Origin of the sequence: Brucella sp. NBRC 12950 (genome assembly GCF_030268145.1) — a bacterium.
Lineage (GTDB): Bacteria > Pseudomonadota > Alphaproteobacteria > Rhizobiales > Rhizobiaceae > Brucella.
Window position 1 is genome coordinate 1 of the sequence record NZ_BSQC01000006.1, and the last position, 25,025, is coordinate 25,025.

A 25,025-nucleotide genomic window follows, 5' to 3' on the forward strand; every position below is an offset into this window, starting at 1 on the left:
ACCACCTATCAGGACGGCTCTGCTCATCGCTTTGGCGACGCATCGCCTTCAAGCTATCAGAACTAATATCGGCGCAAGCCGGTAGAATACAAAAAGGCGAAGCCCTCAGGCTCCGCCTTTTGTTGTTTTTGACACATGCTATTGGGCGTCAGATCATCCGGGTAACAATTGCCTTGATCTCGCGCTCAAAGAAATCTGAGAAAGCCGCAATACGCGGCGGCAACTTCTGGAATGGCGGATAATAAAGCGTAAGCCAAAGTTGCGGCGGCGACCATTCCGGCAGGATATGCACGAGACGCCCCGTGCGCAAATGTTCAGCCACGATGAACACAGGCAGCATGGCGACCCCTGCCCCATCCGCTGCCATATTGGCCAGAACTTCACCATTATTGGCACTGATCATACGCCCGGCAGAAACATTGACCGTCGAACTTCCATCCGACAAAGCCCAGTTTTCACGCCGACTTTCCGAGCTGTAGCCCAGACATCCATCTGATGTCAGCTCGCCCGGATGCGCGACATCTATAAATGGCGTACCGGGTGCAGCCACCAAAATGCGTTTGATTTCAATGATCTTGCGCCAGATCGTGAATTTATCCGACGGCGCACCGGAAATGCGGATCGCAAGATCGAAATCCTGCTCGACGATATCGAGCATCTGGTCGGTCAGCGATAATTCAATCTCGATCTTTGGATAAACATCCCGAAAAGCAGAGAGTATTTGCGGAAGGACCTGCTGGCCGAGCGACATCGGCGCATTGATCCGCAAACGCCCTTGATCAGCCTTATGAACATTCATGAGTTCAAGTCGCGCCGTCTCCAGCGCGTTGACTGCTGGTTCGATACGCGCTGCAAAAACAGCCCCATCAGTCGTGAGCGAAACCTGTCGGGTCGTTCGCACGAAGAGCTGAACGCCAAGCTCTTCTTCTAACGCTGCGATGGTTCGCGTTACAGAAGCGGGCGTCATGTCCAGCTCTCGCGCAACCTGCGCGAAATTGCGCTTCTCCGCTGCCAGCAGAAACGTCTTGAGGGCTTTGAGCTCGTTCATTCGTTCATTACCGTTGATGCAATATAATTACGACAATTGCATTAACAGAGATCAACAATCAACCCGCAGAAATTACTTGCTCACCGGCAAGCCATTTCCTGTCCATGCTTCCAGTCCGCCACGATACCAGAACGTCGTCCAGCCGAGTGTGGCAGAGCGCAATGCGGCATTATAGGACGAACGGTCGTTCATACCTTTGCCGAAAAATACCACGCCAACACTTCTGTCTCCGCCAGCTTTTTCGTTCAGCCATTCGTCGAGCGCTTCCTGCAGACTATCTGTAACGCTTCCATCGCGCCCGGCATCCGGCAAAGAAAAGGCATTCTGCATGGTTTCCTGCAGACCGCTGGTATCAACGAACAGGGTTTTACGGCCGTTTGCGATGATCTTGGCAACCTCAACAGTTGTGATTATCGTAGCCCTGGCATGTTTATTGGGTGTTGGCCCGGTATAAGGCGACTGAAAGAGAACCATGCTCGCCGCAACGCCGTCATCGCGCAATTCATCAACGACTGCACCTGCCGCGGCACCAGAAGCCGGCGCAGAAGCATTAGTTGGTTGCTGGCCTGCAGAATCTGCTGGAGCACTTCCCATTTCAACATCGGAAATCATGACCGCCAGATGTTCGAACAGGTCATAGCACATGGTGATCGATCCTTCTTTCGGATCATACCATGCGTTGAGCTGGTCACAGTCGCGGAACGTGACTGTTAAAGGTCGCGGCAGCACATAAGTCTGGGACAAGTTATCGAAATAGCCTGTCAAAGCGCTTGAAAGTTTACTGGCATAGAAATCACCAACTCTACGTGAGGATGGCTGAAAGACCGTTTTGATCGCTGCACCGGCCGCATTGGCAGGTTGTTCGCCTTCCGGGTGCCATTCGCCAGAACGTGTGTGAGGGGCAAGAATCTTACGCCATGCACGATTTTGCTTGTTGAATTCGTCAGAGCAGCGAAAACGAGTGCGCTCATCCAGTTTTACGCCGTCGGCAATCGAGCTGAAAACCTTCGGATTGCCGCCATACATGATGCAAAGCATATTACGAAAGCGCTTGAGATCGGCTGTATGCTCGTCCTGCCACGGAGAAGGTGAGCTGCCCTTCATCTCATTGATTTTGCCACTATAATACCACTGCAGCGCTGCATAGCTCGCGCTTCCGATAGCCATATCGTCGATTTCTTTGTCACCGGACGGATACATTGTCGGCTCGACAATCTGCAAAGCAGAATAAATATCGACAGCATCTTCTTCGGGGCCGGTCGATGGCAGCTGCAATTCTCCAATCAGCGCATGTCCGAATTCATGCGCAAAAATGCTGCGCACCAATCCGTAATAAACTGCAGCAATGCGGCCACTGTCGCCGCCAAACTCCGGCAGCGGACCTGAGGGGGCACCAGAGCCTGCTACGGGCTGAGGAGCGTTGCCGCCATTTTGGGGCGCCGTTTGCGCGCCCGTATCAGCAGTCTGCGGCGCTCCGCCGGTTTGTTGGCTTGGGGTGACCGGCTGGGTAGGCACATTCTGGCCATCGGATGTGATATTGAAATCGGTAATCGCAAATACGCCGGTGTCATAGGCCATGATGCCGATCTGCGCGCCAAGCGCTGCCGAACCCTGAACGTCGCCAATCATTCTTCCATTGAGAAGAAACCGCGTTACACCGGGCACATCGACCATTTCGATGACATCCGTGCCGTCAAGTTTGGCTGCATTCGGGATGGTAGCAATATCCTGGCGCTTGCCGTTCTCCATGCAGAAGAGCTTGGCACTCTTATCGGCAATCACTTCCATCAGGCAAATGGCGCTATTCGCAGGATTTGTCGCAATTAGCCCCAGCGAAGCACCGGGCTTGGAAGAATTGATTGCAATCCTAACGCTGGTAGCACGACCTTCGGCAGGTGCTGGCCCGGCTTGAACCACCAATGTCTGCTCGGTTCCGCCTGCCTGCTGATTGTTGAGGACAAACCAACCGTCTTGTTTGGTTCCGGTCCATCCCTGCATGATTTGTGAAGACCCTGCCGAGGCGAGTGGGCCGAGTTCCCTCTCAAATTCGGCATGGGCTGGAAGATTGGACGCGATGAAACTCGCGATAAGAACCGCACCCAACAGACGCATTCGAAAGTCCCCATTCCGCTAGAGCATAATTCCTTAAACCTGGATCAGTTTAAGGTAAAATCATGCTCTGATTTTAAAGTGTTAGAGCGACCTTTGGGCACCCATCAAGACGCCCGGTGCTCTAATATCATCATTATGGAGCGGTTCTCATTTCGGATAATAAAGCATCCGACCGTCCAAAAACTCTGATCTGCCATTCAACTTATTTATTGCAATACGATTCAACAGATTGATGTCAATCAATAATCGCTCAATAGTCAAAGCAGATAGTGGATTATTTCCCAACAAATTGGCGTTTGGTCTACAGATATGCAGATCGTGACTTGCCTAAACTACCCGCGCTGCAACTCTTTTCGTCCGCGTTGGATCATAATCCAGCCAATAACGGCCAACAGTCCCCCGCCGATCGACATTGGCAGCACCAGGATCAATAGCCAGAAGAAAAATGCCGTGGCTTCACCATTATCCTCAAGCGACCCAAAATCCGATCCCGGTACGAAGAGAGTTGCAAGCAGGCCAAGCAGGATAACAGCGCCAAGAACAAGACAACCCCATCCAATCTGCAGCTTGCGACTTGCAAGCCGCGACAACAGGATTGTGGAGATCACCACTACAACAAACTGAACGACCAGCTGGATGATAATTACACTATCGAGACCATCTGGATTGGCCGTCCGTTCCGGGGAAAGCATCATCACCAGAGGGGCCATGAGGCCAAATCCGAAACGCGCTATCAGAACACCAAATACGAAACTAATAAGCCATTTGGTCCATGTTGGATTCATCAGATATCTTTCTTAACAGCCCGTCCCGGCAACAGGTGCCTCATCTGCGCCGACACTAGACGGAAGATCGAAGCGCGGTCAATTGAGTATTGTCCACAGCGTAACACATTGACTCATCTGTGGAGGTTTGCGATGCGGTAGAGATTGACCGCATTCGGGGATCTCTCATGAAGATATGCTTTGCAATGACTTTGGCCGCACTAATACCGCTGCCAGCTGCAGCAACTGTATTCCTCCGTGGCAAACCCAATTTGCGTGCAATATTCCCGAGCGAAATGCGCGTGCAGAGTTTTGCCACCTTGCCGATCCGAAGGCCAATCCGGACAAGAAAGAGGCCTACTACACTGACGCGGCAGGCACAGAAAAAGCCGAGCTCTATTTTGAAACCGACAGTACCTGGTTTTCGACCAAAGACACCAATATCAATCATCCGACCGATCTGACCATGGCACTAGGCTATGCTCGCGGCGACTAAGACGATTCAAGCGTCATCAAGAGCGGTGAAATACGCGTCTATGCTTCGACTGATGCCTTCACCAACGAGACCAAAGACACCGAAATTGCCAAGCTTTATTGCGAGTCGTCGTCGATCCTCGCCGATAGCGACAGCATCAGACCCTAAGCATGAAAGTTCGCAAAATGAATAAAGTCCTGCGCTCACTGATCCTGACGTCATCATTTACTGCAGCCATTCTATGCAGCTCAATCGCCAGCGGAATTGCTGGTCCGGCCGCGGGTGCAGTCGAAGCCGCTCCGCAAGTGCATTCGCAGGAACAGCCGGCGCCAGAAACCGATACGTTCGGCCGCTCGCAATTTGTCCTTTCAGCTAATCCAATCATCCCGCCCCGTGATTACGGAAAAGGGCTAGCGCTGCCCAACGCTGGCGACTACAGCCCGGACGAGAGTGGGACGATCTACGATATTGCTTTCCTCGGCATTGAAAATGGCGAGATGCAGTTTGAAGTCCGCGGCTATTCAATCGCAGATTTGAACTACCCAGCCTCAGGGCAGACTTTCTCTTTTCCGAAAGATCAGACGACCGCCGAAATACGCGATATTATCATTGAAATTGAAGAAGTTACTGAAGGTAGCCTGACTTACAGGATCAACTATCGGAAGTGATCCACGATCAGGCGGTAAGCTGTGCCCATTCAGGCGCAGTTCCGTCATCTTCAAGACCGCCGTTGCGAGCAAACTGCTCAAGCGTCATGGCATCGAGAACGCCGACAATTGCTTCGCGAACAAGCAGCATTGATCGGCGAACCTGACAAGCCTTGTGATCTTCACAGTCTTCGCAAGGCTCATAGGCTGTTCGGCTGGCGCAACGAATAGGTGCGAGCGGACCATCCAGAACGCGGATCGCCTGCCCTATATTAATTTCACTGGCAGGTTTTGCGAGACTATAGCCGCCACCCGGCCCTTTCTTCGACCGCAAAATGCCGTCGTTACGCAACTCCAGCAGGATCGCGTCGAGAAACTTCTTGGAAATATTGTTTTTGGCGGCAATCTCGGCAACGAATGCGCTCTCGCCGGGAGCAAGCAAGGCAAGGTGAGCCAATGCTTTGAGGCCGTATTTCCCCTTTTTTGTGAGCATGGAACCTCCGCCGATCCGATGAATGCTGCTTTTGCACTAAATCGAGCGGATTAATAGTCTATCGTTACAGACCAATTGTCACATTGGGATGCGATGTGTTTTTCAGCTCTCATTCCCTGCCGGTCAAACCGCTGCCGCAGATGCCTTTGCATTGACCTCGTAGAGTGTCGCAATCTCAGCTGCCACAAGCTCCTGAAGCTTCCACAGATTACGATCGCGAATGCCTTTTTCTTCGAGATGTTTGACGGTCAGATAAAGATATTCCGCGCAGGAGCCAATATGCCCACACGCTCGCGCCAAAGTGCTTGCTACACATTCCAACGGCAGACCATTCAAAACGCGGTCGCCGCGTGGTCCAGCCCAGAACGTCAAAGCACGCACAGGCCCATCCGGCGTATCAACAGATACCCAGCGAATACTGGATGAATCACTTATTGAACTGATTTCACGCCGGATCATGCGCTGAATCTGGCCGAGTCGATCCTCTTCAGACAGCCGAAACGCGATGCCGTTACAACTGCCGCCGCGTCGTAGCGCAAGCATCAGGCCGGGCTGACTTTGGGTGCCCCGCCAACGGGTAAGTCGCAGGCAGAACGAACGGTGCCATCCCTTCAGGCCAGCATAACTCCAATCAACAGAATTAAAATCCGGCTTCCAGATCAGCGAACCGTAAGCAAACACCCATAGAGGCTTGTCGCCGCTTTCATGATAAAGCTTTTCAGAAAGTGCCTGCACGTCCAGGTCAGTTATCGGAATCCTGTTTGGGTCCGGCCCCCGATCCACTTCAGCCCGAATGCTCAGCGAGACTAACTCCTCGGTCAGCGTCATTCTGGATGCAAATTCAGTCACTGCGCTTCTTCCTGCTTACCAAATATCGTGCTCATCGATGGAATGTGGCAATTATGGGATGAATTGATTGTTCTGCTCAAGCCCCGAAAGATGCCTTTGCATCGTCGAGCTGGCGGATTCTCGAAAACAGGACTTCACGATCCGACAGATGACGCTCAAACAATGCGATGAAGATCGTATTATCGGCAATATGAGGCAAAGGTGCAGACTGAGCGCGGCGCAGACTTTCATTTGCAGTCTGCTTTGCTTTTTCAACGGCAGCCAACAATGACGCAATTGTTCCTCGTGCCTGCACGCATTCGCTATAGCCTGATGAAGTGTGTTGATAATCTGACTGAGTTTGCATCGTAATCACATCTCCTATCAAAGGCGTTCATGAATGATGATCTGGTTGACATTCTAGTCTCTCTCAAGCGGCAAAACCGAGGCACTGTAGGCTAATTGCTTTCAGCTATTTAAAAATTCAGCCCTTTGAAAAACTTGATCGCTGGAAAAACCACCCTCGCCTGTGTTCAAAAACAGCAGTGGCGGCTCTGGCCGCCACTACATTACTTAAAAAAATCCTGATTGAATTTTATAATGAACGCTGAAAGCGAACGACACCCTGCCAGGCATCCTGGCCTTTCAGGATCGAGTTCTTGTCGTCCCACTTGGTGTAAGAGATTTGTGGGGTGATGGTGAAACCAGGAACCAACTGATAAGCAACGTTTGCACTTGCTGCGAAAGTTTCGGCATCTTCATAGGCAAGCTGAACGTTGAAGACCGCTTTGTTGGTAGCCTTGAATTTTGCACCACCCCAAACTGCCCAATCACCGCCCCATGTGCCGTAGAAGCTGTCAATAACACGAACCCCACGATACGTGCTGCTGCCACTATCGTGAACAATGGCACCGCTTGCATCGTAATGAACGTAGTGATCGTCGTTCGACTTGTACGCACCAAGCACCCAGACCGAGAACCGGTCGGTTACGTTTACATCAAGGCGAACCTTTCCGGCCCACTCTTCGTTGACGGCATCATAAGCTGCAACACCTGCAATCGACCCCCAGCTCTGCGTATATTTCAAACCAGCAACTACGTGTGGTGTGTAGTCATCAATGACGCCATTCCAATCGACATCGACGTTGTTACCCTGTTCAAGAGAGATGATAGCTGAAAAGCCATTGCCGCCCTTGAAAGTGTAGCTGATCTGATTGGTACGATAACCACCAGCACTGATAACGTCGTCATTCAACACATCGCCGAAATATCCGGTGAATGTGTAAAATGCGGTGTCATCAAGGCCCACACGCAGACCGCCGAGCTGGATGAATGCGCGGTTGAGGGTCGTTCCTGCATCCACACCATTCCCGAAATTGAAGCGGGTTTCAGTAAAGGTCGAAAGCGTACCAAGCTCCGTTTCGGAAGCCGTCGATGTGCGTAATGTGAAACGCGTATTATTCGTCCAGGTATCATAGGACTTACCACGCGGACTCAGATTATAAGCACTTCCATCCGGAGCACGGCTAATGCCTGCACCACGATAATAGACGTTATCGCCTCCCCTCAGGTCGTAACGAACATAACCATGGATACGCAGGCAGGTTTCCGTTCCCGGAATGTAGAAATAGCCCGCTCCGTAAGCATCACAGACACGCACATATTCTACAGCCTCTGGCTCCGGCGCTACAATTGCATCGGCCGCATTTGCGTGTGTCACCCCAAGAACAGCAAATGCCGAACCAATTACAGTGTTTTTCAGAATCATAATTATCCCCACTAACAATAAACAAAATCGTTCTATTTCAGAGGGATAATTCGATTAAGGCAATTATATCTAATTATTGTAAAATATATGACAAATAATATTTTATATAAATATATTCAGAATTGATATAATTACAAAATTCAACAAAATTATATTCTATAGTTTTAACAAAAGGAAGCGATATAAATTATATAATATTGAAGACTCGCTCAATATTTTCTTTTTATTTCAATTATATCGAACCACCCCCTAATCCGCTGTGACTGGTTCTTGAAACAGTGACAAATAGCGCTCTCCGCTATCAGGCAGAACGGCAACGATGGTCTTCCCTGCATTTTCCGGGCGCTTTGCAATTTGAAGGGCAGCAGCAATCGCTGCCCCGGAAGACGTACCAACCAGAAAACCCTCTTCCCGTGCAACCGATAATGCGGCACGTCGAGCCTGCTCCGTCGTCACAGCGACAATTTCATCGGCAATAGCCTTGTCGTAGTTTTCAGGCAGAATGGTCTCATCGATATCGGTGACTTTGTGAACACCTTCAATGGTTGCGGCTTTTGGATTATCGGCAGAAGGCACAGAATCTGCCGTCGGCTCCACCAGAATGATGCGAAGGGATGGCTTCTTTTCTTTCAGATATTTTCCCGCCCCAGAAATGGTCCCGCCAGTGCCTACGGTACTGACCAGAATGTCCAGCTCGCCATCCGTGTCGCGCCAGATTTCCGGGCCGGTCGTTTCAAAATGGATTGCCGGATTGGCAGGATTGGACCGCTGACCCGTATAATAAGCGCCCGGATTTTCGCTACGAATGCGATCGAGCACCTTTTGCAGCGCTCCCGGTTCCAGCAGCTCGTCATTGTCGATCAACACGATTTCAGACCCGAACTGACGCAGGATATTGATTTTGTCTTCGCTGATCGTATCACGCAGATAAAACTTCGTCCGATAGCCCTTTGCGGCAGCAACAGCCGCAATACCGATGCCGGTATTTCCGCTCGTCAGATCCACCAGAAGATCCCCCGGCTTAATTTTATCCGCACGCTCGGCATCCTGAATAATCCCCCATGCTGTACGGTCTTTGATGCTGCCAGCGGGATTGAGATATTCGATTTTTGCGAGAAGCCGCGCAGAAACGTCATTGCTCTTCTGAATGCGTGAGAAAGCAACCAGAGGCGTATTGCCGACAAGCTCCGAAAAGCCATTGCGTATGTTACCCATGATCCACTCCCTCTTGCCAACAGGCATCAAAATTCAACGTCTAATTTTCACCAGTCGCCGAATTATATTAAGAAAATTATTCACTTAGTTCGCCAGGCACATAGATTTGCAATTCATTGCAGGAGGCCTCTTTGCATTTATATTCGCGTAGCAACGCTGCTCGGACCATCATGAATGATGCCCTCTATTCGATAGGCTGACCGGATTCGCACGAGCCTTGCTGATTGCTGTCTCAAGGATTGACGATTCTAACTTCTCATGCCCTGACCATCGAAAACGTGTCCAGCCATTCTGATCTACGAGAAAGCTCGCACCATCGGCAGTTGGTGTCAGAAGCTGCATAGCCACAGCCGCAGTCTGGTCGGAAACATCGCATTGCGCCGTGATGCCATTGCTATCGACAGCAAAGGCTTCAAGCTGTTCACCCTGAGAATGAAGCAGCCAGAAACTGTCGGATTGACGACCGACCTCATACCGTCTAGCCCCGCAATAGACCGTAATCCTCGGGCTTGCCGCCGGATAAACCGCACCATCAGGTGCAGGCATGCTGATCGTTCGGGCGGACGCAATCGCGCGAATATAATCCACAAGCGACCACGCGGTTTTCGCATCCAAAACCGTTTCAAAACCGGGCATGGATTGCCGACCGTCTTGCAACTCCTTGCCATGCATGATTGTCCAGAAGATTTCGCCGTCACTGCGATCCGCAAACAAGGGCGCTGTCAGATCGGGTGGCCATACCGGATCGCCCGTTGCCTGCTCACCGCGTCCGCGCCCGTCATTGCCATGACAGGAGGCACAATTGGCTCCGAAAGCCGCAGCACCCCGCGCAATTGCGATGGACGTATAGGATGTGGACGAGCGCAGAAAGCTTGCTTCATTAGCATCCTGAACAAACAATCCGATGCGCGGTGGCTGAAACGACGCGAACCCGATAATTGCCACGATAACAATAGCTTGCCATCGCCATTTAGGCAGAAAAAGGCACCCAATACCGATCAGAAATGCCAGCAGAAGTGCCTTGAAGCTCCGCCATGCGGCATCGACGAGAAACGCGTCACCCAGAATATTGTCGCGAAAACGATAGGCGAAAGGCCAGATGATGTCTTCATGCACGGCGGGCGGCTGTGTCGCGAGAAGTGACGCCGCGAGAAATACTGCTAGACCAATTGTTCCCTCAAGGATCAACGCATAGCCAAGTCCACGCCCGCTACTGCCATCACGGCTCAGCCAGAAACGATTGAGTGCTGCAAGTGTCAGCATGGCTGCCAGAAGCGCGATCTTCACGATCATGATCCTGCCGTAAGTGGTACCAACCAGCCCCGGCAAACCACGTGTCAAAAGCCATCCTGCAATTGCGGCACCAATAACAAGAACTACAACAAAAACAATGCCATATAGCGAAAATCTCTGTGCTGCTTGCAAACCTTCATCTCGCGAAACACGTAAGAGAAGATAGAGCGGAAGCAGCGAGCCAAACCATAGAGCGCCTGCAATCACATGCGCAGAAACGGCCAGCGGCAGCCAGATAGTATCAGCTGCTGCGGCGTGCCCCATGCGTATCTGAAGACCAAGCGCCAAAACAGCGATCAAAAACAAAAGGATACGGATGACTTGAGACTTTATCGCATACGGCAGAAGCAAGACAGCAAGCAAGATTGCCAATGCGCGTAGGAACGATGCGATGCCGAAGGCCGTACCTAACAGTCCGCTTAGGAAGAAGGCGAATGCATCAGTAAAACTATTCGCACCAGACAGCAGTGAGAACTGAAGTGGCACCCACAGAACCAGTCCAAAGGCGCTGATTGCCACGGAATAGCCACAAAGTTGACACCAGAATCTTAATCTTGCCGTCGGTTTGCCTTCGCTTTTTTCGGCTTTGATGAGAAAAATGCGAAAAAATAGTGCGCCCGCGAGCATTGCGAGACCGGCAAGATTGAGGCATCGCACAAGCGCAATGACAATATCAATTCCAGTCATTGCGCCCGACAACCTTAATTAGCAATCTTGAATTTGAACGCGCCTTCGGTGCGGTGCGTATCGACCGATGCAGCGCCCCACTCGACCGTATAAGTACCCGGCTTCAAGGCTGGCGGTGTGACCGAAAGCGTCTTGGTATTGCCGTCAATATGTTCAGGCTTACTGGTCTCGATAGTTGCCCCACTCTCATCCTTGAGGACGAGTTTGCTTAGGCCGAGTTCCAGCGCTTCGGTATATTCGATGGAAACAGTGGCAGGCGTTTTATTGAGCACTGCGTCTTCGGCTGGCTCGGATTGTGCGAGATGCGCATGCGCATAAAGTTGCGTCATCGACCCCAATAAAAGGGCCGCTGTAAGAATAGCTTTTTTGAACATTTTTCTTTCCTGATTTTACCAGTCGGCATCCAGCCCAAGATGCGCAAGCGCCTGCCTGCGCAGTTCCGCCAGTCGCGGATCGCCGCGATGGCGCGGATAGCTGAGATCCACTTTAAGTTCGGCTTCGATGCTTGCCGGACGGTTGCCAAAGATGATGACCCGTTGTGCAAGGAAAATCGCTTCCTCGACATCATGCGTGACGAGCAGTGTGGTAAAGCCGTTGCGCTGCCAGAGATCGAGAAGCTCAGCCTGCATGGCAAGCCGCGTTAGGGAATCGAGTTTCCCTAGTGGCTCATCTAGAATGAGCAATTTCGGGTCATTGACGAGCGCACGCGCTAAGGCCGCACGCTGCGCCATGCCGCCCGAAAGCTGACGCGGATAGGCATTGGCAAAAGCCGACAATCCCACCAGCTCAATTGCTTCATCGATGCGGTGTCCCTGAGTTTTCAGCACGCCACGCGCCTGAAGCCCCAAAGTAACATTGTCCCGCACCGTGCGCCACGGATAAAGTGTGGGGTCTTGGAAGACCACCACGCGCGACGGATTAGGACCGAGGATTTCCTCGCCATCGGCAAGAATCCGCCCTTCACTTGGCGGCTCCAGACCGGCAGCGAGCCGCAAAAGCGTACTCTTGCCGCAACCCGATGGACCCAGAATGGCAACAAATTCGCCCGGTTGCACATCAAGCTCAATGTGGTTGAGAACCGGCAATGACTTGCCTTCAAGACCAAAGCGATGGCTTACATTCTCAACCTGAATATGGAAGCCACGGCTTTCATCAGCGGAGGCGGCAGGCGTTTGTTTGAGGGCAGCATTCACCATTTCACATCCCCCTTCTGCCATGTCAGAACGCGATCACGCACCGTAAAGAGCAGCGTAATCAGACCGGAAAACACAATCGCCATGATGATGAGCGCGCCATAAAGATTGTTATAGGCCGCCCAGCCTTGCGCCCATTGCAGATACCAGCCGAGACCGGACTTGACGCCCATCATTTCAGCGGCGACCAGCACCGAGAAAGATGCGCCCAACCCCATGAAAAGACCGACAAAAACATGCGGCAATGCTGCGGGAATAGCGACGCGCAGGATCAGGAACAACTGACTGGCGCCCAAAGTGCGGGCAACATCGTAATAGGCTTTATCGACACTCGCCACGCCCGACCATGTCAGAACCGTAAGCGGAAACCATGTTGCTAATGCTATTAGGAAGACTGCGGCTGAAAAGCCCGATGGAAAGAAATAGAACGCCATCGGCAGCAGTGCAGTCGAAGGAATTGGCCCCAGAAACCGCAACACCGGATGAACCCAATAGCCGATTGCCTGTACCCAGCCGATGGAAACACCGGTCAGAAAGCCAGCAATCGCACCAAGCACAAAACCGGAGGCCAGAAGCTTGAACGAGTTATAGAGGCTGTCGAGCAGACGCGGCCAATCATCGAGATAGACTTCGAGCAGAGACGAAGGTGGCTGGAAAAACGGCACAGGGAGCCAGGCAAACTTGGCCGTAAGCAATTCCCAAACACCAAAAAACACCGCCAGAGCCGTCAGCCATGGCGACCAGTAAACCAGCCGTTTGCCAAATGCCGGATAGGCCGCAACCAATGCCGCACCGACTGCCAGAAGGATTGTCCAGCCGATGAACAGGCCATTGGTTTCACGAACATAAAGCGGCTCTGCAAAACCAACCACCACATTGGGAAGGAAGACGGAAATCGCACTGACGATAGCCCAGGCGATCACCGCCACAAACGGCCATAGCGAGCGACGAAGCGCGGAGGGCAGAGCCTCCCGCGCGTCGTCCTTGGACGAGATATAGACTGTGTCAGGTGATGACATTGGCGACGATCTTTTCGGCAAATGCATCCGTATTGGTATTTGGCCGGATGACATTGATGATCTTGAGCTCATCCACGAACAGAGCAACATCCTTGCGCAAGGCATCACCCGTCGAATGATGGTCATGCGTGTGACTGCGCAGGATGCGCGCCACGTCCGTTGCAGAGACATTGCCCGGAACGAAAGGCGCAAAGATTTCAGCGCTTTCATCTGGATGCGCTGCAGTCCAAGCCTGTGCTTCTACGATTGCACGCGACAAGGCGCTCGCAACTTCTGGCTCATCACGAACCAGACTTCCGCGCAGACCCAGCACACAGCAGGCAGAATTGACATACTGCCCATCAAGATTGGTCGCGACTTCCTTGAGACCATCACGCTCGCGCTGGAGGAAGGCGTGCGGATCATCGCCAGCCACAGCCTGCACTTCACCCTTCTTCAGGGCTTCCGCAAAAAGATCAGCCGGATATTGCAGCCATTCGATTTCGGTATCGGGATTGATACCCTGCTTGGCCGCCTGAATAGCGAAGAAGTTGCGGATCGGGCTTGCCTGATCGCTGACGGCAACCTTTTTGCCTTTTAGATCAGCAATCGAATTGATACCTGAATCGGGTGCTGCCAGAAGGCGCATACAGCCGCCATGCGTTCCGACCGTCAGCGATACGTCAAACCCCTGCTCCAATGGCTTAAGCCAGCGCAGCGCCATGCCGATGCCGCCATCCGCCTTGCCGGTGGCAATTGCCTGAAGCAACTGATCGGTTGGTCCAGAGAAATTGACCGGTTCGACAGTCAGGCCATATTTCTCAAACAAGCCTTTCTTGAGCGCGACCGAAATTGGCGACTGACACACAGCCGTCTGCCCCCAGGCCAGCTTGATCACTCTCGGAGAAGACGACGTGCTCTGTGCGAATGCCTTGCGCACAAAGCCATCGGAGCCACCAATGGCTGCCGCACCAAGACCAACTGCGGATGCCCCCAGAAAAGCACGCCGAGATAGATAAGATTTCTTATTTTCGGAAGTCATGCAATCACCCTGCTTATAAAGAAAGATGATTGAACTTATTTATATAATTAAAATAATGTCAGGAATTGATATTTAAAATTATATAGACAGTTGAAAATTATTTCTTTTAAATTTTGCCATAATTTCAAAAAAAGCAAATGCCGAAGAATATATTCTTCGGCTTTTTATATTATCTATTTAAACTAAATTACAGCCCAAGCAATCGATAACCGCCGCCGTGATAAAGAAGCGGCTCGCCGCCGCCGGTCACAATCTTCAGTGCCCGTCCGATAATGATAGCGTGGGTATGGCGCTCAATAACGTCCTCAACCGCACAATCGACCGAAGCCAATGCGCCATGCAACGCCAGCGCGCCGCTTTCGAGAGCGTACCAAGCAGCGCCCTCATATCGGGCAGCGCCCTTCACGCCATCTTTTCCTGCAAAACGGTCCGCAATAGCCTGCTGACCAGCAGACAGAATGTTTACGCAGAAATGGTTGTGGCGGCTGATCACCGGCCAGACCGACGAACCACGGTTGATGTTCACGATGATTGTTGGAGGATCGACAGACAGTGCCGTCGCTGACGTCACCGTTGCGCCCGTGCGTCCTTCGTCAAACCCCGCTGTAACAACGCTTACCCCACCCGCTAGCTGTCGCATAGCGGCCTTGAGTTCACCTGGAGAAACCTCGATATCTAAAGGCTCTTCAACATACTGCGGAATACTCTCGCGGAGATATGTTACCGTTGATCCCATGTCTGTTTATTACTCCAGATTTATCAATCCGCCACACGGTAGCAGCGCTCGACAGATTGGCCGAGAATGCGCTTTCTATATTCGACGGATTTTATAGAAAATTAGAACCAGCAACGGCGCAATTGCGCGCCACTGCTTATTGTTCTTGGCGGTTAAGCTGATACGCCGAGATTATCTTTCAATGTTTCTCCGGCATAATCGCTGCGGAACACGCCTTTGTCCTGAAGGATCGGTACAACCTTTTCAACGAATTCGTCGAAGCCTCCTGGCGTAAGGTGCGGCGCAAACACGAACCCATCGGCTGCATCAGCCTGAACATAGGCGTTGATTTCGTCCGCTATAGTCTGCGGCGTGCCAACAAACTGCTGACGCGCTGTAACCTTAATAATCAGGTCACGGATGCTGAGTTTGTCACGTTCAGCGAGCTCGCGCCACGCACGCGCCGTATCGATGCGGTCATCATAACGATTGGCGCGCCCGAGAGCCAATTGCTCATGGGCAACATCCGGCTCCAATTCCGGAAGCGGTCCATCCGGATCATAGTTTGAAAGATCGCGGTTCCACACCTGCTCCAAAAACGTAATGGCAGATTTCGGGCTGACCTGCTGCAGACGGATTTCGCGCAGCTTTTCTTCCGCATCTTCTTGCGTATCACCCAACACGAAATTGGCGCCCGGCAGGATTTTCAGCGAATGCGGACTGCGCCCATAATGAGCCAAACGCTGCTTCACATCGCGATAAAACTCCTGCCCCGCTTCCAGTGTGCCATGGCGGGAATAGATAACATCGGCGTGGCTTGCGGCAAGCTCGCGCCCATCCTGCGAGTCGCCAGCCTGTGCAATAACGGGCGCGCCTTGCGGTAGCGGTGCCAGATCTGAGTGACCAGCAACGTCAAAATGCTTGCCCTTGAAAGCAAAATCACCTCCAGCCCAGATTTTTTGCGCGGCATCAAGAAATTCGCGCGCACGCTCATAGCGTTCCTTGAAGGGCAGATGATCGCCTCGCCGAAAATTCGCGCCAGTAAATGCACCCGGTGATGTCACCACATTCCAGCCTGCACGCCCACCGGAGAGAATGTCAAAAGTTGCAAGCTGCCTTGCAAGCGCATAGGGTTCGTTGAATGTGGTTGTTAGCGTACCGATAAGGCCCACATTTTCGGTGATTGCAGAGAGTGCGGTGAGAATAGCCAGCGTATTGGGCCGACCAGCAACATCAAGCTCGTGAAGCTTTCCCTTTTGCTCGCGCACGCGCAAGCCTTCCGCGAGAAAGATGAAATCAAACTTGCCGCGCTCGACCGTTTCAGCAAAATGCTTGAACGAAGAAAACTCTATCTGGCTACCCGCCGCCGGATCGCTCCATACGGTGAAATTGTTGACGCCCGGAAACTGCGCTCCGAGAATAACCTGCTTCAGCTTTGTCATTTTCCCGGTTCCTTCGCTCAGGCGGCTGTTGAATAACGATTGATTGCTTCAGGCAAACCAAACCGCGCCCGCAGCGTGGTGCCCTCGCCGTTGTGAACAAGCTTGCGAGCCTGCAATGCGGGCAGCAGTTCTTTGAGAACGAAATCGCTTTGCGATTGCGGATCAGGCAAGAGCAACCTTACGCCCGAAGCACCCCATGCTTGGTTCTCGATAACTGCATCAATCGTTTCCTGAACACTTGGCTTTTCAGAAAGCGCGAGATCGGCGACGACAACCGGCGCTGCACGATCATGCACGGATGCGCCAGCAGCCCTGATAAGCTGCTCATCTGCTGTAACAAAAACCACATCCGCATTACGGGCGACATTAAGCTCATCGAGGTTTGAAAGTTTGGTGGCTACAATCGGCTGGCCTTGCGGTGGACGCGGGGTGATTGAAGGCCCAAGAATTCGGAAATTTTCGCTTTCAAAGTTGATGTAATGCAGTTTGGATGCATCAAGAAAACGTTGCGTTTTCTTATCGCGAATAACTGCATCGTCTTCCCAGCTATCCCAAAGCCTGCGGATAACTTCGATTGCGTCTTGAGTGTCCGTTTTAAGCGCCTGCTGATCAAGCGAAGGATAACCATTCAACGCACCCAGCGCTTTGCTGGCGTCCAGATTGCGCTGTTTTGTGAGATGCTGCACAAGCAGTCCAGCACGCCCTTCGCTGACATAATCAAGCGTCGCAATGGCGGTCGAAACGTGAAAAGGTTCCAGAAAATTGACTGGCGCACCAGCGATGATACCAATATTGGTGAGACGCGGTGCAAGCCAGTTTGCCAGCAAGATGGCATCCGGCCCATCGCCGCCCTTGTCTGCGAACTCGTCTTCCAGTGTCAGAAATGCAAATGCACCATCGAACGGTTTTATCAGCTCCGTCCAGAACTGCCGCGATTGCTTGAGGCTGGTTTGAGGTGCGGTTGCGGCGCTGATACCCACGCCTAAGAGCAGGGTTTTAGACTGCGTCATGATTTTATTCCGATCGTCATTGAATGGATTGGATAACTAGCCAGCGCGAACGACGCTCAGCTCTGGCTTGCTTGCGCCCGAGGCAGGAAGAAGCCGCGCAAAGTCTGTGAGAATTTGCGCATAATCCTCGGCGTGAAATTCGTAAGGCAGCTCCAGCCGAAATTCGGAGACAAGCGGGAGAACAGGATCGGCTGCTAAAGTTTCCAGAATTTGCTCTGTCGTGCCCACAATATCGGGCAGAAACAAAGTGCGGCGCGGGCCATGGGCGAAACCCGTTCGCTTGTCGCGTTCGGCGGCGAATTCCGTATAGCGACGGCGCGCATCGGGGCTTGCGCTGTCCGTGGGCAGGATCACCCGGCCAAGTGCGACACGCGGCGCACGCTCATGCACCCATTCCTGACGGAACCGTTCTATGAGTGCTTTTTGGGCTGTCAGAAAATCGTCCGTGTTCTCACCGCTGACAATGTTTCCCGTCAGAAGATTAAACCCAGCCTGCCCCGCCCAACGTGCTGAATTCTGTGATCCACCGCCATACCACAGGCGGTCGGTCAGCCCTTTGGCAAAGGGTCTTAAACGCGGGATTTGCGCGCCAGCGGCATTGCCTGCTTCGGTCTCGCCCGAAAGTGGCTCTGACCGCAGGACCTGTGCCAGTTTTTCTGCACGCGCATGACTGTAATCAGCGATGGGAGCGGCATCGATGAAATCTGCGATAAGATGCCCAAAAGGCGGCGCACCAACTGAAACGCCAACATTCAGCCTGCCGTTCGACAGCAGGTCCACAGTTGCAAGATCTTCAGCCAGCCGGAACGGGTTTTCATAGCCAAGCTGGATGACCGCAGTGCCAAGACCGATGCGCTTTGTTCGCTGCGAAGCGGCTGCGAGGAAGGTAGCGGCAGATGAAATGCCGCGCTCCAGATGGCGCTGGCGCACCCATGCGCTGTCATATCCCAGTTGCTCTCCATGTTGGAAAAGCTGAAGCGTGTCCTCTAAACCTCGTGCGGGATCATTCTCGTGATGACTGCCGGGAATGAGAAAGGCGAAATGTTCGATATGTGAAAGGGGCATGGCTTGTTTCCCTTCTCACGCAGCGGTTTCGCGATAGCTTTGAAGTCGCGCAAGAATCTTCGCTTCCTGCACCGCCTTTCGTTCCTGCACGCGCTGCGTTGCCTCTTCAAATGAGGCCGATGAGGGATAGAGCGGCGAAGAGATCTGCTGGCCTAGCTTGGAGCCAATGTGCTTTTCAAAAGGCAGCGACCGATATTGCTGAACATCTAAAGAAGTGTCGAAGAGCGGGCGATAGCCGAGCGAAATGTAAAGCGCTGTGGCCTCGGGTTGGCGAAAGCCCGTCGAGAGATAGGCCCGCGTGTAACCTAGTTCACCGGCACTTTCTTCAAGCGCCAAAACGATACGGCGCGCCAGTCCCTGCCTACGCAAATGCGATGCCGTCCAGATACGCTTGAGTTCGACGGTTTCATCGTCGTGGCTCATATAGGCACCCCCGGCAATGGTTTCCCCATCGCGCTGAAGCAGCAGGAAACCGCCGAGCGGCGCCGCAAATGCCTCTGTGGGATAGCGCAGAATTTCTGTGCGTGCGCCGCCTGGTCGGTCCAGATTCGCATAACGGCTGTCATATTCATGAACCAGACCGTCAATAAGCGGCTGTGCCGCCGGGTCCAAAAGAGAAGACTGGACAATAATATCAACCATAGAAAGCCTCCGCTGAAACAAATCCTGTCCGACTTGTGTTGAGTGGAAGCATAAAGCTGCCATCGAACAGTATCTCTCCTTAACGGTGCCTCTTTGCTCGCACGTTTGCACGGCATGAACGTTTAATGAGCGTGCAAATATTGGAAGATCGTTGCTCGATTAATATTCTACAAAAAACATAGATTGTCTCCTCATTGAAGTTGTTGGTGAGGATCAAATGCCCTACGCGCTCAGTTTTCTCGATAAAAGTCCCATTCATGACGGCGAAGCAGCCCAGGCGGCGCTGACCCGCACGATAAAGCTTGCGCAGAAAGCAGAAGCAGCAGGCTTTCATCGTTTCTGGGTGGCAGAGCACCACAACTCACCGGGGCTTGCCAGTTCGTCACCGGAGGTACTGATCGGCTTTTTGTTGGCTCATACCCATCATATCCGGATTGGTTCGGGCGGTGTGATGCTGCAGCATTACAGCGCGTATAAAGTCGCTGAGAACTTCAATCTGCTTGCATCACTTGCCCCGGGACGGGTCGATTTGGGCGTCGGAAAAGCGCCGGGTGGCTTGCCGCTGTCAACCCGCGCACTGCAAGGGGCTTATGACCCGGACCGAAAACCATCCTTTAAACAGCAACTTGCAGAGCTTGATGGCTTTCTCGATCATGGTTCAGAGAAATCAGATGATGAAAACGGCATTGCCGCCTATCCGGTTCCGCCGCAAAAACCTGAACGTTTCCTGCTGGGTGCGAGCGTCGAAAGCGCTGAACTTGCGGCGCGGCTCGATTGGAACTTCGTCTATGCCGGGCATATTCAAGGCGACCCGGCAGCCATCAAAGAAGCAGTTGAAGCCTATCGGACAATTGCGAACCGCCCTGCCATTTTAGCGGTCAGCGTTATTGTTGCTGAGAGCGAAACCGAGGCGGAAAAACTGGCTGGTGATATTCGCCGCTTCCGTGTTGCGGTCGAAGGCCTGCAGCCAGTCAATGTCGGCAGTCACGAACAGGCGCTTGAATATGTGCGACAGGCGGGTGCCACACAATACAGCATTGAAGAGCGCACGCCTCGCGTGATCCGTGGCACAGCCTTGCATGTTCACAGTGAACTTCAACGCCTGCATCGGGAGTTGGGCATCGCCGAGTTCGTTGTCGACTGTCCTGTTTCAGAAGGCAGCCATCGCCTAAAAACCATTGAGCTGCTCGCCAATAATCGCCCGGCAATCGCGGCATAAACTCTCCCAATTTCCCGACACTGGATATTTAACGTGGTAACAAGACGAGCTTTCCTGGCTGGCGCCAGCGCCCTTACTCTGATCATTGCTGCTGGAGCCGAAATCACTTCAGCCAAAGCGAATGCTGAACCCGTCAGCGGTGGTTCTCTCACATGGGGCGTGGAGACAGAACCAAGCACACTTAACCCCCATTTGAACGGTCAGGCCAAAGCCAAGCTCATTTTGCGCAACACCTATGAATCCCTTTTGGCCCGCACACCGGAAGGTGGTTATGTGCCGTGGCTCGCCAAGAGCTATGAAGTTTCTGAAGACGGCAAAACCTACACGTTTAAACTACGCGACGGCGTGAAGTTTTCGGATGGTGAAAAATTCGATGCGGCGGCTGTTGCTCTCAACTTTAGCAAACTCAAAGAACCCACTTATTCTGGAAGCATCAGTGCGGGCCATGTCGCGCGTGTCAGCGAAGTCACGGCCGTTGATCCACTGACTGTCGTTATAAAACTCGACCGCGTTTACGCACCATTTCTGGATGGTGCGGCTGGCATTGAACTGATCTCGCCCAAAGCATTCGAGTCTACACAGCTGAAGGCTGGTGGAACAGAAGTCGCAGGAACCGGCCCCTTTGTTATCGACCGTTATATCAAGGGTCAGGAAATCCGTTTCGTTAAAAACCCGGATTATAATTGGGCGCCCCAAAATGCCGCGCATCAAGGGCCGGCTTACCTCGATGATGTGACCTATCGTTTCCTGCCTGAATCCTCAGTGCGTATCGGCGCACTTACTTCCGGGCAGATTGATGCCGCAGAAGGCATCTCCGGCAACGATGCGCAACTTTTCAAAGATAACCCGGAATTTAGCTACCAAACTTCAATCAACACAGGAACGCCTTATACGCTCTATCTCAATATCACCCGCGAACCCACTTCCGAGGTCAATGTCCGTAAAGCAGTGTTGGCTGCCGTCGATGTCGAACGCATTATTCAGTCGGTTTATCGCGGTGAACGCGAACGTGCTTGGGGCATTCTTACGCCCGCTGACACTGACTTTTATGACAAGTCGATTGAAGGCACTTACGGGTTTAATCCAGAACTTGCCAATAAGCTTCTCGATGACGCGGGTTGGACGGAACGCGATGCCGACGGCTTCCGCACCAAAGACGGCAAACGTCTGACAATCGAGGTTGTGCAGTCACAATCCACCGTGCGCGACCAGCGAGATATTCTGTTACAGGCGGTACAGGCCCAGGCCCGACAGAATGCGGGCATCGATATTGCGCTGCAATATGTCGATGCGGGCACCTATTCCAGCCGTCAGAAAGACGGTGAATACGGCATCATTCCAAACTCGACTACGACGCAAGAAAATGGCGTCACCATCTATTTCCATTATCTGCCACGCGATAAGGGCGGCTCGATCAACTATAGCCGAACAGAAGACCCCAAAGTCTCCCAATGGCTGGACCAAGGCGCTTCCACGCTCGATCCCAAAAAGCGCTTTGAGACTTACGCAGAATTGCAACGTTTTGCGCTGCTCGAACAGGCCTATGGCCTGCCGCTCTACGTGCCAGCCGATCAAATCGTCGCATCAACCCGCGTTCAAGGCATTGGTTTCCGCCCTTTCAAGCGACTTCCGGAAAGCGCCTACGACATCTGGCTTCAAGATTAATTTCATCCTTCTTACGAGAGACCGATACATGCTTAATCGCCGATATTTCCTGACACTCGGAACCGCAGTTTTCGCAGCGGTCGCACTGCCAAAAATGGCCTTCGCGGAAGACGCCAAACCCGTTGAAGGTGGCAAGCTGGTCTGGGGCGTTGAAACCCAGCCTGCAACGCTCAATCCGCAACTCAATGGTCAGGACAAAACCAAACTTCTGCTGCGCAATGCTTATGAATCGCTGCTCGCACGCACCGCTGACGGCGGTTATGTATCTTGGCTTGCGAAAGATCATAAGATTTCGGACGACGGTAAAACCTACACATTCACGCTACGCGATGATGTGAAGTTTACGGACGGCGAAGAATTCAATGCGGAAGCGGTCGTTGCCAACATTACAGCGCTCAAAGACCCGGCCTATTCCGGCAGCACAAGCACCGGGCCAGTGTCGCGCATTGCAGAAGCGAAAGCGCTTGACGAAAACACCGTCAGTTTCACGCTCAAAGGCATTTACGCGCCATTTCTCGATTATATTGCCAGCCTGGAAATTCTCTCGCCTGCTGCATTCAAATCTGAAGAAATCAAATCCGGCGGACCTCAGATTGCAGGAACCGGTCCTTTCATTTTGAAGCGCTATGCCAAAGGACAGGAACTAAACTTCGCAAAAAACCCGGATTACAACTGGGCACCGGCAAATGCTGCTCATCAGGGTCCAGCCTATCTGGATGAAGTGACCTACCGTTTCCTGGGCGAGTCCTCGGTCAGAACCGGCGCTCTTACGTCTGGTCAGGTTGATGTCATTGAAGGTGTTTCCGGCAATGATGCGGCCTTGTTCAAGGACAATCCTGATTTCACCTATCAGACGGCCTTGAATACCGGCACACCTTATTCGCTTTTTCTCAATGTCGAATGGGGGCCGACGCAGGAGCTTAATGTTCGCAAAGCGCTGGTTGCAGCCATTGATGTCGATGCCGTTCTCAAGTCTGTCTATCGCGGGGAACGCACCCGCGCATGGGGCATCACCTCGCCTATTGATCCGCAGTTCTACGATAAAAGTATCGAAGGAAAATACGGTGCAAATCCAGAGCTTGCCAACAAGCTTCTTGATGAAGCGGGCTGGACGGAACGCAATGCGGAAGGCTTCCGCACCAAGGATGGCAAGCCGCTGACCATCGAAGTTATTCAGGCACAGGCAACAGTGCGTGACCAGCGCGACGTTCTCTTGCAGGCTTTGCAGGCGCAGGCGCGCCAGAGTGCGGGCATTGATCTCAAGATCGTTTATGTGGATGCCGGAACCTACACAGATCGCCGAAAGACTGGCGAATTTGGCTCGATTGCCAATTCCAACACGCCAACCGACGCTATCGATATCGAGCTGCATTACCTGCCACTCGATAAGGGCGGTTACATCAATTACAGCCGCGCTTCAGCACCTGAATTAGCGCAATGGCTGAATGAAGCCGCCTCAACGCTCGATCAGACCAAACGGTTTGAGCTTTACAGCAAGCTGCAAAACTTCGCCATTTTGGATCAGGCCTATGCCTTGCCGCTGTACGAGCCTGAAGATCAGGTTGCGGCTGCAAGCTATGTCAAAGGCATCAGCTTCCGCCCATTCAAGCAACTTCCTGAAAGCGCTTACGACATCTGGCGCAGCGAATAAACACGCCGTCCTGCGGACTTCGGCACAGAGGAGCTACAGATCATGGATGCTGAAAATACCACGACCATCGGTCGCGCACCCGCAAGCTGGTTGCCCCGGCGTTTCGGAGTTCCGCGGAACAGCCTTACGGGACAAATCACCCTGCGCATAAGCTCAGGCCTGCTGGTTCTTTGGGCGGCAATCACCCTGAGCTTCATCAGCGTCCATTTGGCACCCGGCGACATCGTCAGCATACTGATTGGCGAGCAGTTACGCACGCCTGAAGTCGAAGCTGCCATTCGCGCTGAATGGGGGCTGGATGATCCAATCTTCATGCAATACCTGTCCTATCTCGGACGTATTCTGCATGGCGATTTTGGCCGTTCCTATTATCTGCAGACAGACGTTTCACAGCTGTTGTTTTCGCAGATGTGGCCGACGCTAAAGCTCGCGGGTGCCGCGCTCTTTGTGGCAATCGTCTTTGCTGTGGGCAGCGCTGTTTTGACAGCCGGTAAAAAGCTGCCGCGCTCAATCGCGGCCGGCACAGAACTTGTGCTGATTTCAACGCCATCCTTCTGGCTTGGCATCGTTTTGCTCTTCGTCTTCTCCTTCACTCTCAAGCTGTTTCCGGTGTCGGGGGACAGGAATTTCGCAGCACTCGTTCTTCCAGCTCTATCGCTTGGTTTGTCTTTAGGCGCGGTCATTGGACAGGTTTTGCGCGAAGGTCTGGAACGCGCGCTGGAAGAACCCTTTGCGCTCACAGTGCGCAGTTGGGGGACCAGCAATCTTGTGCTGCGTTTGAGACATGGTTTGCGCCACGCATCGCTGCCCGCAGTGACACTGACCGGCTGGCTGATTGGTGGACTCCTTTCAGGCGCTGTTATTACCGAAGCCGTCTTCGGGCGTCCCGGTCTTGGCCGCATCACGGTTGATGCAGTGCTTTATCACGACCTGCCGGTGGTGCTGGCTGTCGCTATTTTCTCGGCGTTTATATATGTGGTGATGAGCACCATCGTTGATGTGCTCTATCTGCTGATTGATCCGCGCCTGAGAACCGAAGGCCGGAGATAGATC

The 25,025-nt window shown here is 52.7% G+C and carries 24 protein-coding genes; 6 read left to right on the forward strand and 18 right to left on the reverse strand.

Annotated elements, in window-relative coordinates:
* Positions 1-148 precede the first annotated feature (148 nt).
* The 3 genes from QSJ70_RS11275 to QSJ70_RS11285 all read right to left on the reverse strand — a co-directional run bounded on the left by QSJ70_RS11275 (position 149) and on the right by QSJ70_RS11285 (position 3,945).
* Positions 149-1,048 (reverse strand): LysR family transcriptional regulator, encoded by a 900-nt coding sequence (locus tag QSJ70_RS11275; protein WP_007879049.1) that lies wholly within the window; start codon positions 1,046-1,048, stop codon positions 149-151.
* A 72-nt stretch (positions 1,049-1,120) separates the two neighbouring features.
* On the reverse strand, positions 1,121-3,160 hold the full coding sequence (locus QSJ70_RS11280) for a DUF4344 domain-containing metallopeptidase (RefSeq protein ID WP_285536464.1): 2,040 nt from the start codon (positions 3,158-3,160) through the stop codon (positions 1,121-1,123).
* 332 nt (positions 3,161-3,492) lie between these two features.
* Positions 3,493-3,945, reverse strand: coding sequence for a hypothetical protein (locus tag QSJ70_RS11285; protein ID WP_215778797.1), 453 nt, complete (start codon positions 3,943-3,945; stop codon positions 3,493-3,495).
* Between the two features lie 175 nt (positions 3,946-4,120).
* Here QSJ70_RS11285 and QSJ70_RS11290 point away from each other — a divergent pair, with 175 nt between their 5' ends.
* Positions 4,121-4,420 (forward strand): hypothetical protein, encoded by a 300-nt coding sequence (locus tag QSJ70_RS11290; RefSeq protein ID WP_215778796.1) that lies wholly within the window; start codon positions 4,121-4,123, stop codon positions 4,418-4,420.
* 164 nt (positions 4,421-4,584) lie between these two features.
* Positions 4,585-5,067, forward strand: a complete 483-nt coding sequence (locus tag QSJ70_RS11295) for a hypothetical protein (protein ID WP_215778794.1) — start codon at positions 4,585-4,587, stop codon at positions 5,065-5,067.
* Positions 5,068-5,074: 7 nt separating this feature from the next.
* Here the strand turns inward: QSJ70_RS11295 and QSJ70_RS11300 are convergent, their stop codons facing one another.
* The 15 genes from QSJ70_RS11300 to QSJ70_RS11370 form a co-directional block, all read right to left on the reverse strand.
* Positions 5,075-5,539 (reverse strand): RrF2 family transcriptional regulator, encoded by a 465-nt coding sequence (locus QSJ70_RS11300; RefSeq protein ID WP_007879036.1) that lies wholly within the window; start codon positions 5,537-5,539, stop codon positions 5,075-5,077.
* Positions 5,540-5,662: 123 nt separating this feature from the next.
* Positions 5,663-6,367 carry a gamma-glutamylcyclotransferase gene (locus QSJ70_RS11305; RefSeq protein WP_285536836.1) on the reverse strand — a complete coding sequence of 235 codons (705 nt, stop codon included), beginning with the start codon at positions 6,365-6,367 and terminating at the stop codon, positions 5,663-5,665.
* Positions 6,368-6,464: 97 nt separating this feature from the next.
* Complete coding sequence (locus tag QSJ70_RS11310) at positions 6,465-6,734, reverse strand: hypothetical protein (protein ID WP_215778792.1); 270 nt, start codon at positions 6,732-6,734, stop codon at positions 6,465-6,467.
* A gap of 228 nt (positions 6,735-6,962) precedes the next feature.
* The gene (locus tag QSJ70_RS11315) at positions 6,963-8,135 is read right to left on the reverse strand and encodes a porin (RefSeq protein WP_285536469.1); all 1,173 of its coding nucleotides are present in this window, start codon (positions 8,133-8,135) and stop codon (positions 6,963-6,965) included.
* 249 nt (positions 8,136-8,384) lie between these two features.
* Entirely contained in the window at positions 8,385-9,350 is a 966-nt protein-coding gene (locus tag QSJ70_RS11320; RefSeq protein ID WP_215778789.1) for a PLP-dependent cysteine synthase family protein, read from the reverse strand.
* A gap of 168 nt (positions 9,351-9,518) precedes the next feature.
* The gene (locus tag QSJ70_RS11325) at positions 9,519-11,330 is read right to left on the reverse strand and encodes a CopD family protein (RefSeq protein WP_285536471.1); all 1,812 of its coding nucleotides are present in this window, start codon (positions 11,328-11,330) and stop codon (positions 9,519-9,521) included.
* Between the two features lie 14 nt (positions 11,331-11,344).
* A complete protein-coding gene (locus QSJ70_RS11330; protein WP_079213870.1) occupies positions 11,345-11,704 on the reverse strand; it encodes a copper resistance CopC family protein in 360 nt (119 codons plus the stop codon).
* 15 nt (positions 11,705-11,719) lie between these two features.
* On the reverse strand, positions 11,720-12,526 hold the full coding sequence (locus QSJ70_RS11335) for an ABC transporter ATP-binding protein (RefSeq protein ID WP_285536474.1): 807 nt from the start codon (positions 12,524-12,526) through the stop codon (positions 11,720-11,722).
* A complete protein-coding gene (locus QSJ70_RS11340) occupies positions 12,520-13,542 on the reverse strand; it encodes an ABC transporter permease (RefSeq protein WP_215778785.1) in 1,023 nt (340 codons plus the stop codon). The genes QSJ70_RS11335 and QSJ70_RS11340 overlap by 7 nt, the downstream gene beginning before the upstream one ends.
* Entirely contained in the window at positions 13,529-14,563 is a 1,035-nt protein-coding gene (locus tag QSJ70_RS11345; protein ID WP_024900072.1) for an ABC transporter substrate-binding protein, read from the reverse strand. Before QSJ70_RS11345 ends, QSJ70_RS11340 begins: the two co-directional genes overlap by 14 nt.
* A 187-nt stretch (positions 14,564-14,750) precedes the next feature.
* Positions 14,751-15,299: a flavin reductase family protein gene (locus QSJ70_RS11350; RefSeq protein ID WP_215778782.1), complete on the reverse strand. Its 549-nt coding sequence runs from the start codon at positions 15,297-15,299 to the stop codon at positions 14,751-14,753.
* 152 nt (positions 15,300-15,451) lie between these two features.
* Positions 15,452-16,720, reverse strand: a complete 1,269-nt coding sequence (locus tag QSJ70_RS11355; RefSeq protein ID WP_285536480.1) for an LLM class flavin-dependent oxidoreductase — start codon at positions 16,718-16,720, stop codon at positions 15,452-15,454.
* Between the two features lie 17 nt (positions 16,721-16,737).
* Entirely contained in the window at positions 16,738-17,730 is a 993-nt protein-coding gene (locus QSJ70_RS11360) for an LLM class flavin-dependent oxidoreductase (RefSeq protein ID WP_285536482.1), read from the reverse strand.
* Between the two features lie 36 nt (positions 17,731-17,766).
* Positions 17,767-18,795, reverse strand: a complete 1,029-nt coding sequence (locus QSJ70_RS11365) for an LLM class flavin-dependent oxidoreductase (protein WP_285536484.1) — start codon at positions 18,793-18,795, stop codon at positions 17,767-17,769.
* A gap of 15 nt (positions 18,796-18,810) precedes the next feature.
* On the reverse strand, positions 18,811-19,437 hold the full coding sequence (locus tag QSJ70_RS11370) for a GNAT family N-acetyltransferase (RefSeq protein ID WP_215778775.1): 627 nt from the start codon (positions 19,435-19,437) through the stop codon (positions 18,811-18,813).
* A 217-nt stretch (positions 19,438-19,654) separates the two neighbouring features.
* On the opposite strand from QSJ70_RS11370, the gene QSJ70_RS11375 reads away from it, so the two are divergent.
* Genes QSJ70_RS11375 through QSJ70_RS11390 form a run of 4 tightly spaced genes read left to right on the forward strand, consistent with a single transcriptional unit; the run spans position 19,655 to position 25,022 of the window.
* Positions 19,655-20,656 carry an LLM class flavin-dependent oxidoreductase gene (locus tag QSJ70_RS11375; protein WP_285536486.1) on the forward strand — a complete coding sequence of 334 codons (1,002 nt, stop codon included), beginning with the start codon at positions 19,655-19,657 and terminating at the stop codon, positions 20,654-20,656.
* Between the two features lie 33 nt (positions 20,657-20,689).
* Positions 20,690-22,321 carry an ABC transporter substrate-binding protein gene (locus QSJ70_RS11380; protein WP_285536489.1) on the forward strand — a complete coding sequence of 544 codons (1,632 nt, stop codon included), beginning with the start codon at positions 20,690-20,692 and terminating at the stop codon, positions 22,319-22,321.
* A gap of 28 nt (positions 22,322-22,349) precedes the next feature.
* Positions 22,350-23,972 carry an ABC transporter substrate-binding protein gene (locus QSJ70_RS11385; protein ID WP_285536491.1) on the forward strand — a complete coding sequence of 541 codons (1,623 nt, stop codon included), beginning with the start codon at positions 22,350-22,352 and terminating at the stop codon, positions 23,970-23,972.
* Positions 23,973-24,014: 42 nt separating this feature from the next.
* Positions 24,015-25,022, forward strand: coding sequence for an ABC transporter permease (locus tag QSJ70_RS11390; RefSeq protein WP_007878999.1), 1,008 nt, complete (start codon positions 24,015-24,017; stop codon positions 25,020-25,022).
* The last annotated feature ends 3 nt before the right edge of the window (positions 25,023-25,025 follow it).

Excerpts from the sequence above, each read along its gene's own strand:
- QSJ70_RS11345 (WP_024900072.1), bottom strand. The coding sequence starts at position 14,563 with ATGACTTCCGAAAATAAGAAATCTTATCTATCTCGGCGTGCTTTTCTG.
- QSJ70_RS11325 (WP_285536471.1), bottom strand. The coding sequence starts at position 11,330 with ATGACTGGAATTGATATTGTCATTGCGCTTGTGCGATGCCTCAATCTT.
- QSJ70_RS11340 (WP_215778785.1), bottom strand. The coding sequence starts at position 13,542 with ATGTCATCACCTGACACAGTCTATATCTCGTCCAAGGACGACGCGCGG.
- QSJ70_RS11290 (WP_215778796.1), top strand. The coding sequence starts at position 4,121 with ATGCTTTGCAATGACTTTGGCCGCACTAATACCGCTGCCAGCTGCAGC.
- QSJ70_RS11305 (WP_285536836.1), bottom strand. The coding sequence starts at position 6,367 with ATGACGCTGACCGAGGAGTTAGTCTCGCTGAGCATTCGGGCTGAAGTG.
- QSJ70_RS11275 (WP_007879049.1), bottom strand. The coding sequence starts at position 1,048 with ATGAACGAGCTCAAAGCCCTCAAGACGTTTCTGCTGGCAGCGGAGAAG.
- QSJ70_RS11335 (WP_285536474.1), bottom strand. The coding sequence starts at position 12,526 with ATGGTGAATGCTGCCCTCAAACAAACGCCTGCCGCCTCCGCTGATGAA.
- QSJ70_RS11320 (WP_215778789.1), bottom strand. The coding sequence starts at position 9,350 with ATGGGTAACATACGCAATGGCTTTTCGGAGCTTGTCGGCAATACGCCT.
- QSJ70_RS11390 (WP_007878999.1), top strand. The coding sequence starts at position 24,015 with ATGGATGCTGAAAATACCACGACCATCGGTCGCGCACCCGCAAGCTGG.
- QSJ70_RS11285 (WP_215778797.1), bottom strand. The coding sequence starts at position 3,945 with ATGAATCCAACATGGACCAAATGGCTTATTAGTTTCGTATTTGGTGTT.
- QSJ70_RS11385 (WP_285536491.1), top strand. The coding sequence starts at position 22,350 with ATGCTTAATCGCCGATATTTCCTGACACTCGGAACCGCAGTTTTCGCA.
- QSJ70_RS11365 (WP_285536484.1), bottom strand. The coding sequence starts at position 18,795 with ATGCCCCTTTCACATATCGAACATTTCGCCTTTCTCATTCCCGGCAGT.
- QSJ70_RS11355 (WP_285536480.1), bottom strand. The coding sequence starts at position 16,720 with ATGACAAAGCTGAAGCAGGTTATTCTCGGAGCGCAGTTTCCGGGCGTC.
- QSJ70_RS11330 (WP_079213870.1), bottom strand. The coding sequence starts at position 11,704 with ATGTTCAAAAAAGCTATTCTTACAGCGGCCCTTTTATTGGGGTCGATG.
- QSJ70_RS11295 (WP_215778794.1), top strand. The coding sequence starts at position 4,585 with ATGAATAAAGTCCTGCGCTCACTGATCCTGACGTCATCATTTACTGCA.
- QSJ70_RS11350 (WP_215778782.1), bottom strand. The coding sequence starts at position 15,299 with ATGGGATCAACGGTAACATATCTCCGCGAGAGTATTCCGCAGTATGTT.
- QSJ70_RS11315 (WP_285536469.1), bottom strand. The coding sequence starts at position 8,135 with ATGATTCTGAAAAACACTGTAATTGGTTCGGCATTTGCTGTTCTTGGG.
- QSJ70_RS11360 (WP_285536482.1), bottom strand. The coding sequence starts at position 17,730 with ATGACGCAGTCTAAAACCCTGCTCTTAGGCGTGGGTATCAGCGCCGCA.
- QSJ70_RS11370 (WP_215778775.1), bottom strand. The coding sequence starts at position 19,437 with ATGGTTGATATTATTGTCCAGTCTTCTCTTTTGGACCCGGCGGCACAG.
- QSJ70_RS11300 (WP_007879036.1), bottom strand. The coding sequence starts at position 5,539 with ATGCTCACAAAAAAGGGGAAATACGGCCTCAAAGCATTGGCTCACCTT.
- QSJ70_RS11375 (WP_285536486.1), top strand. The coding sequence starts at position 19,655 with ATGCCCTACGCGCTCAGTTTTCTCGATAAAAGTCCCATTCATGACGGC.
- QSJ70_RS11280 (WP_285536464.1), bottom strand. The coding sequence starts at position 3,160 with ATGCGTCTGTTGGGTGCGGTTCTTATCGCGAGTTTCATCGCGTCCAAT.
- QSJ70_RS11310 (WP_215778792.1), bottom strand. The coding sequence starts at position 6,734 with ATGCAAACTCAGTCAGATTATCAACACACTTCATCAGGCTATAGCGAA.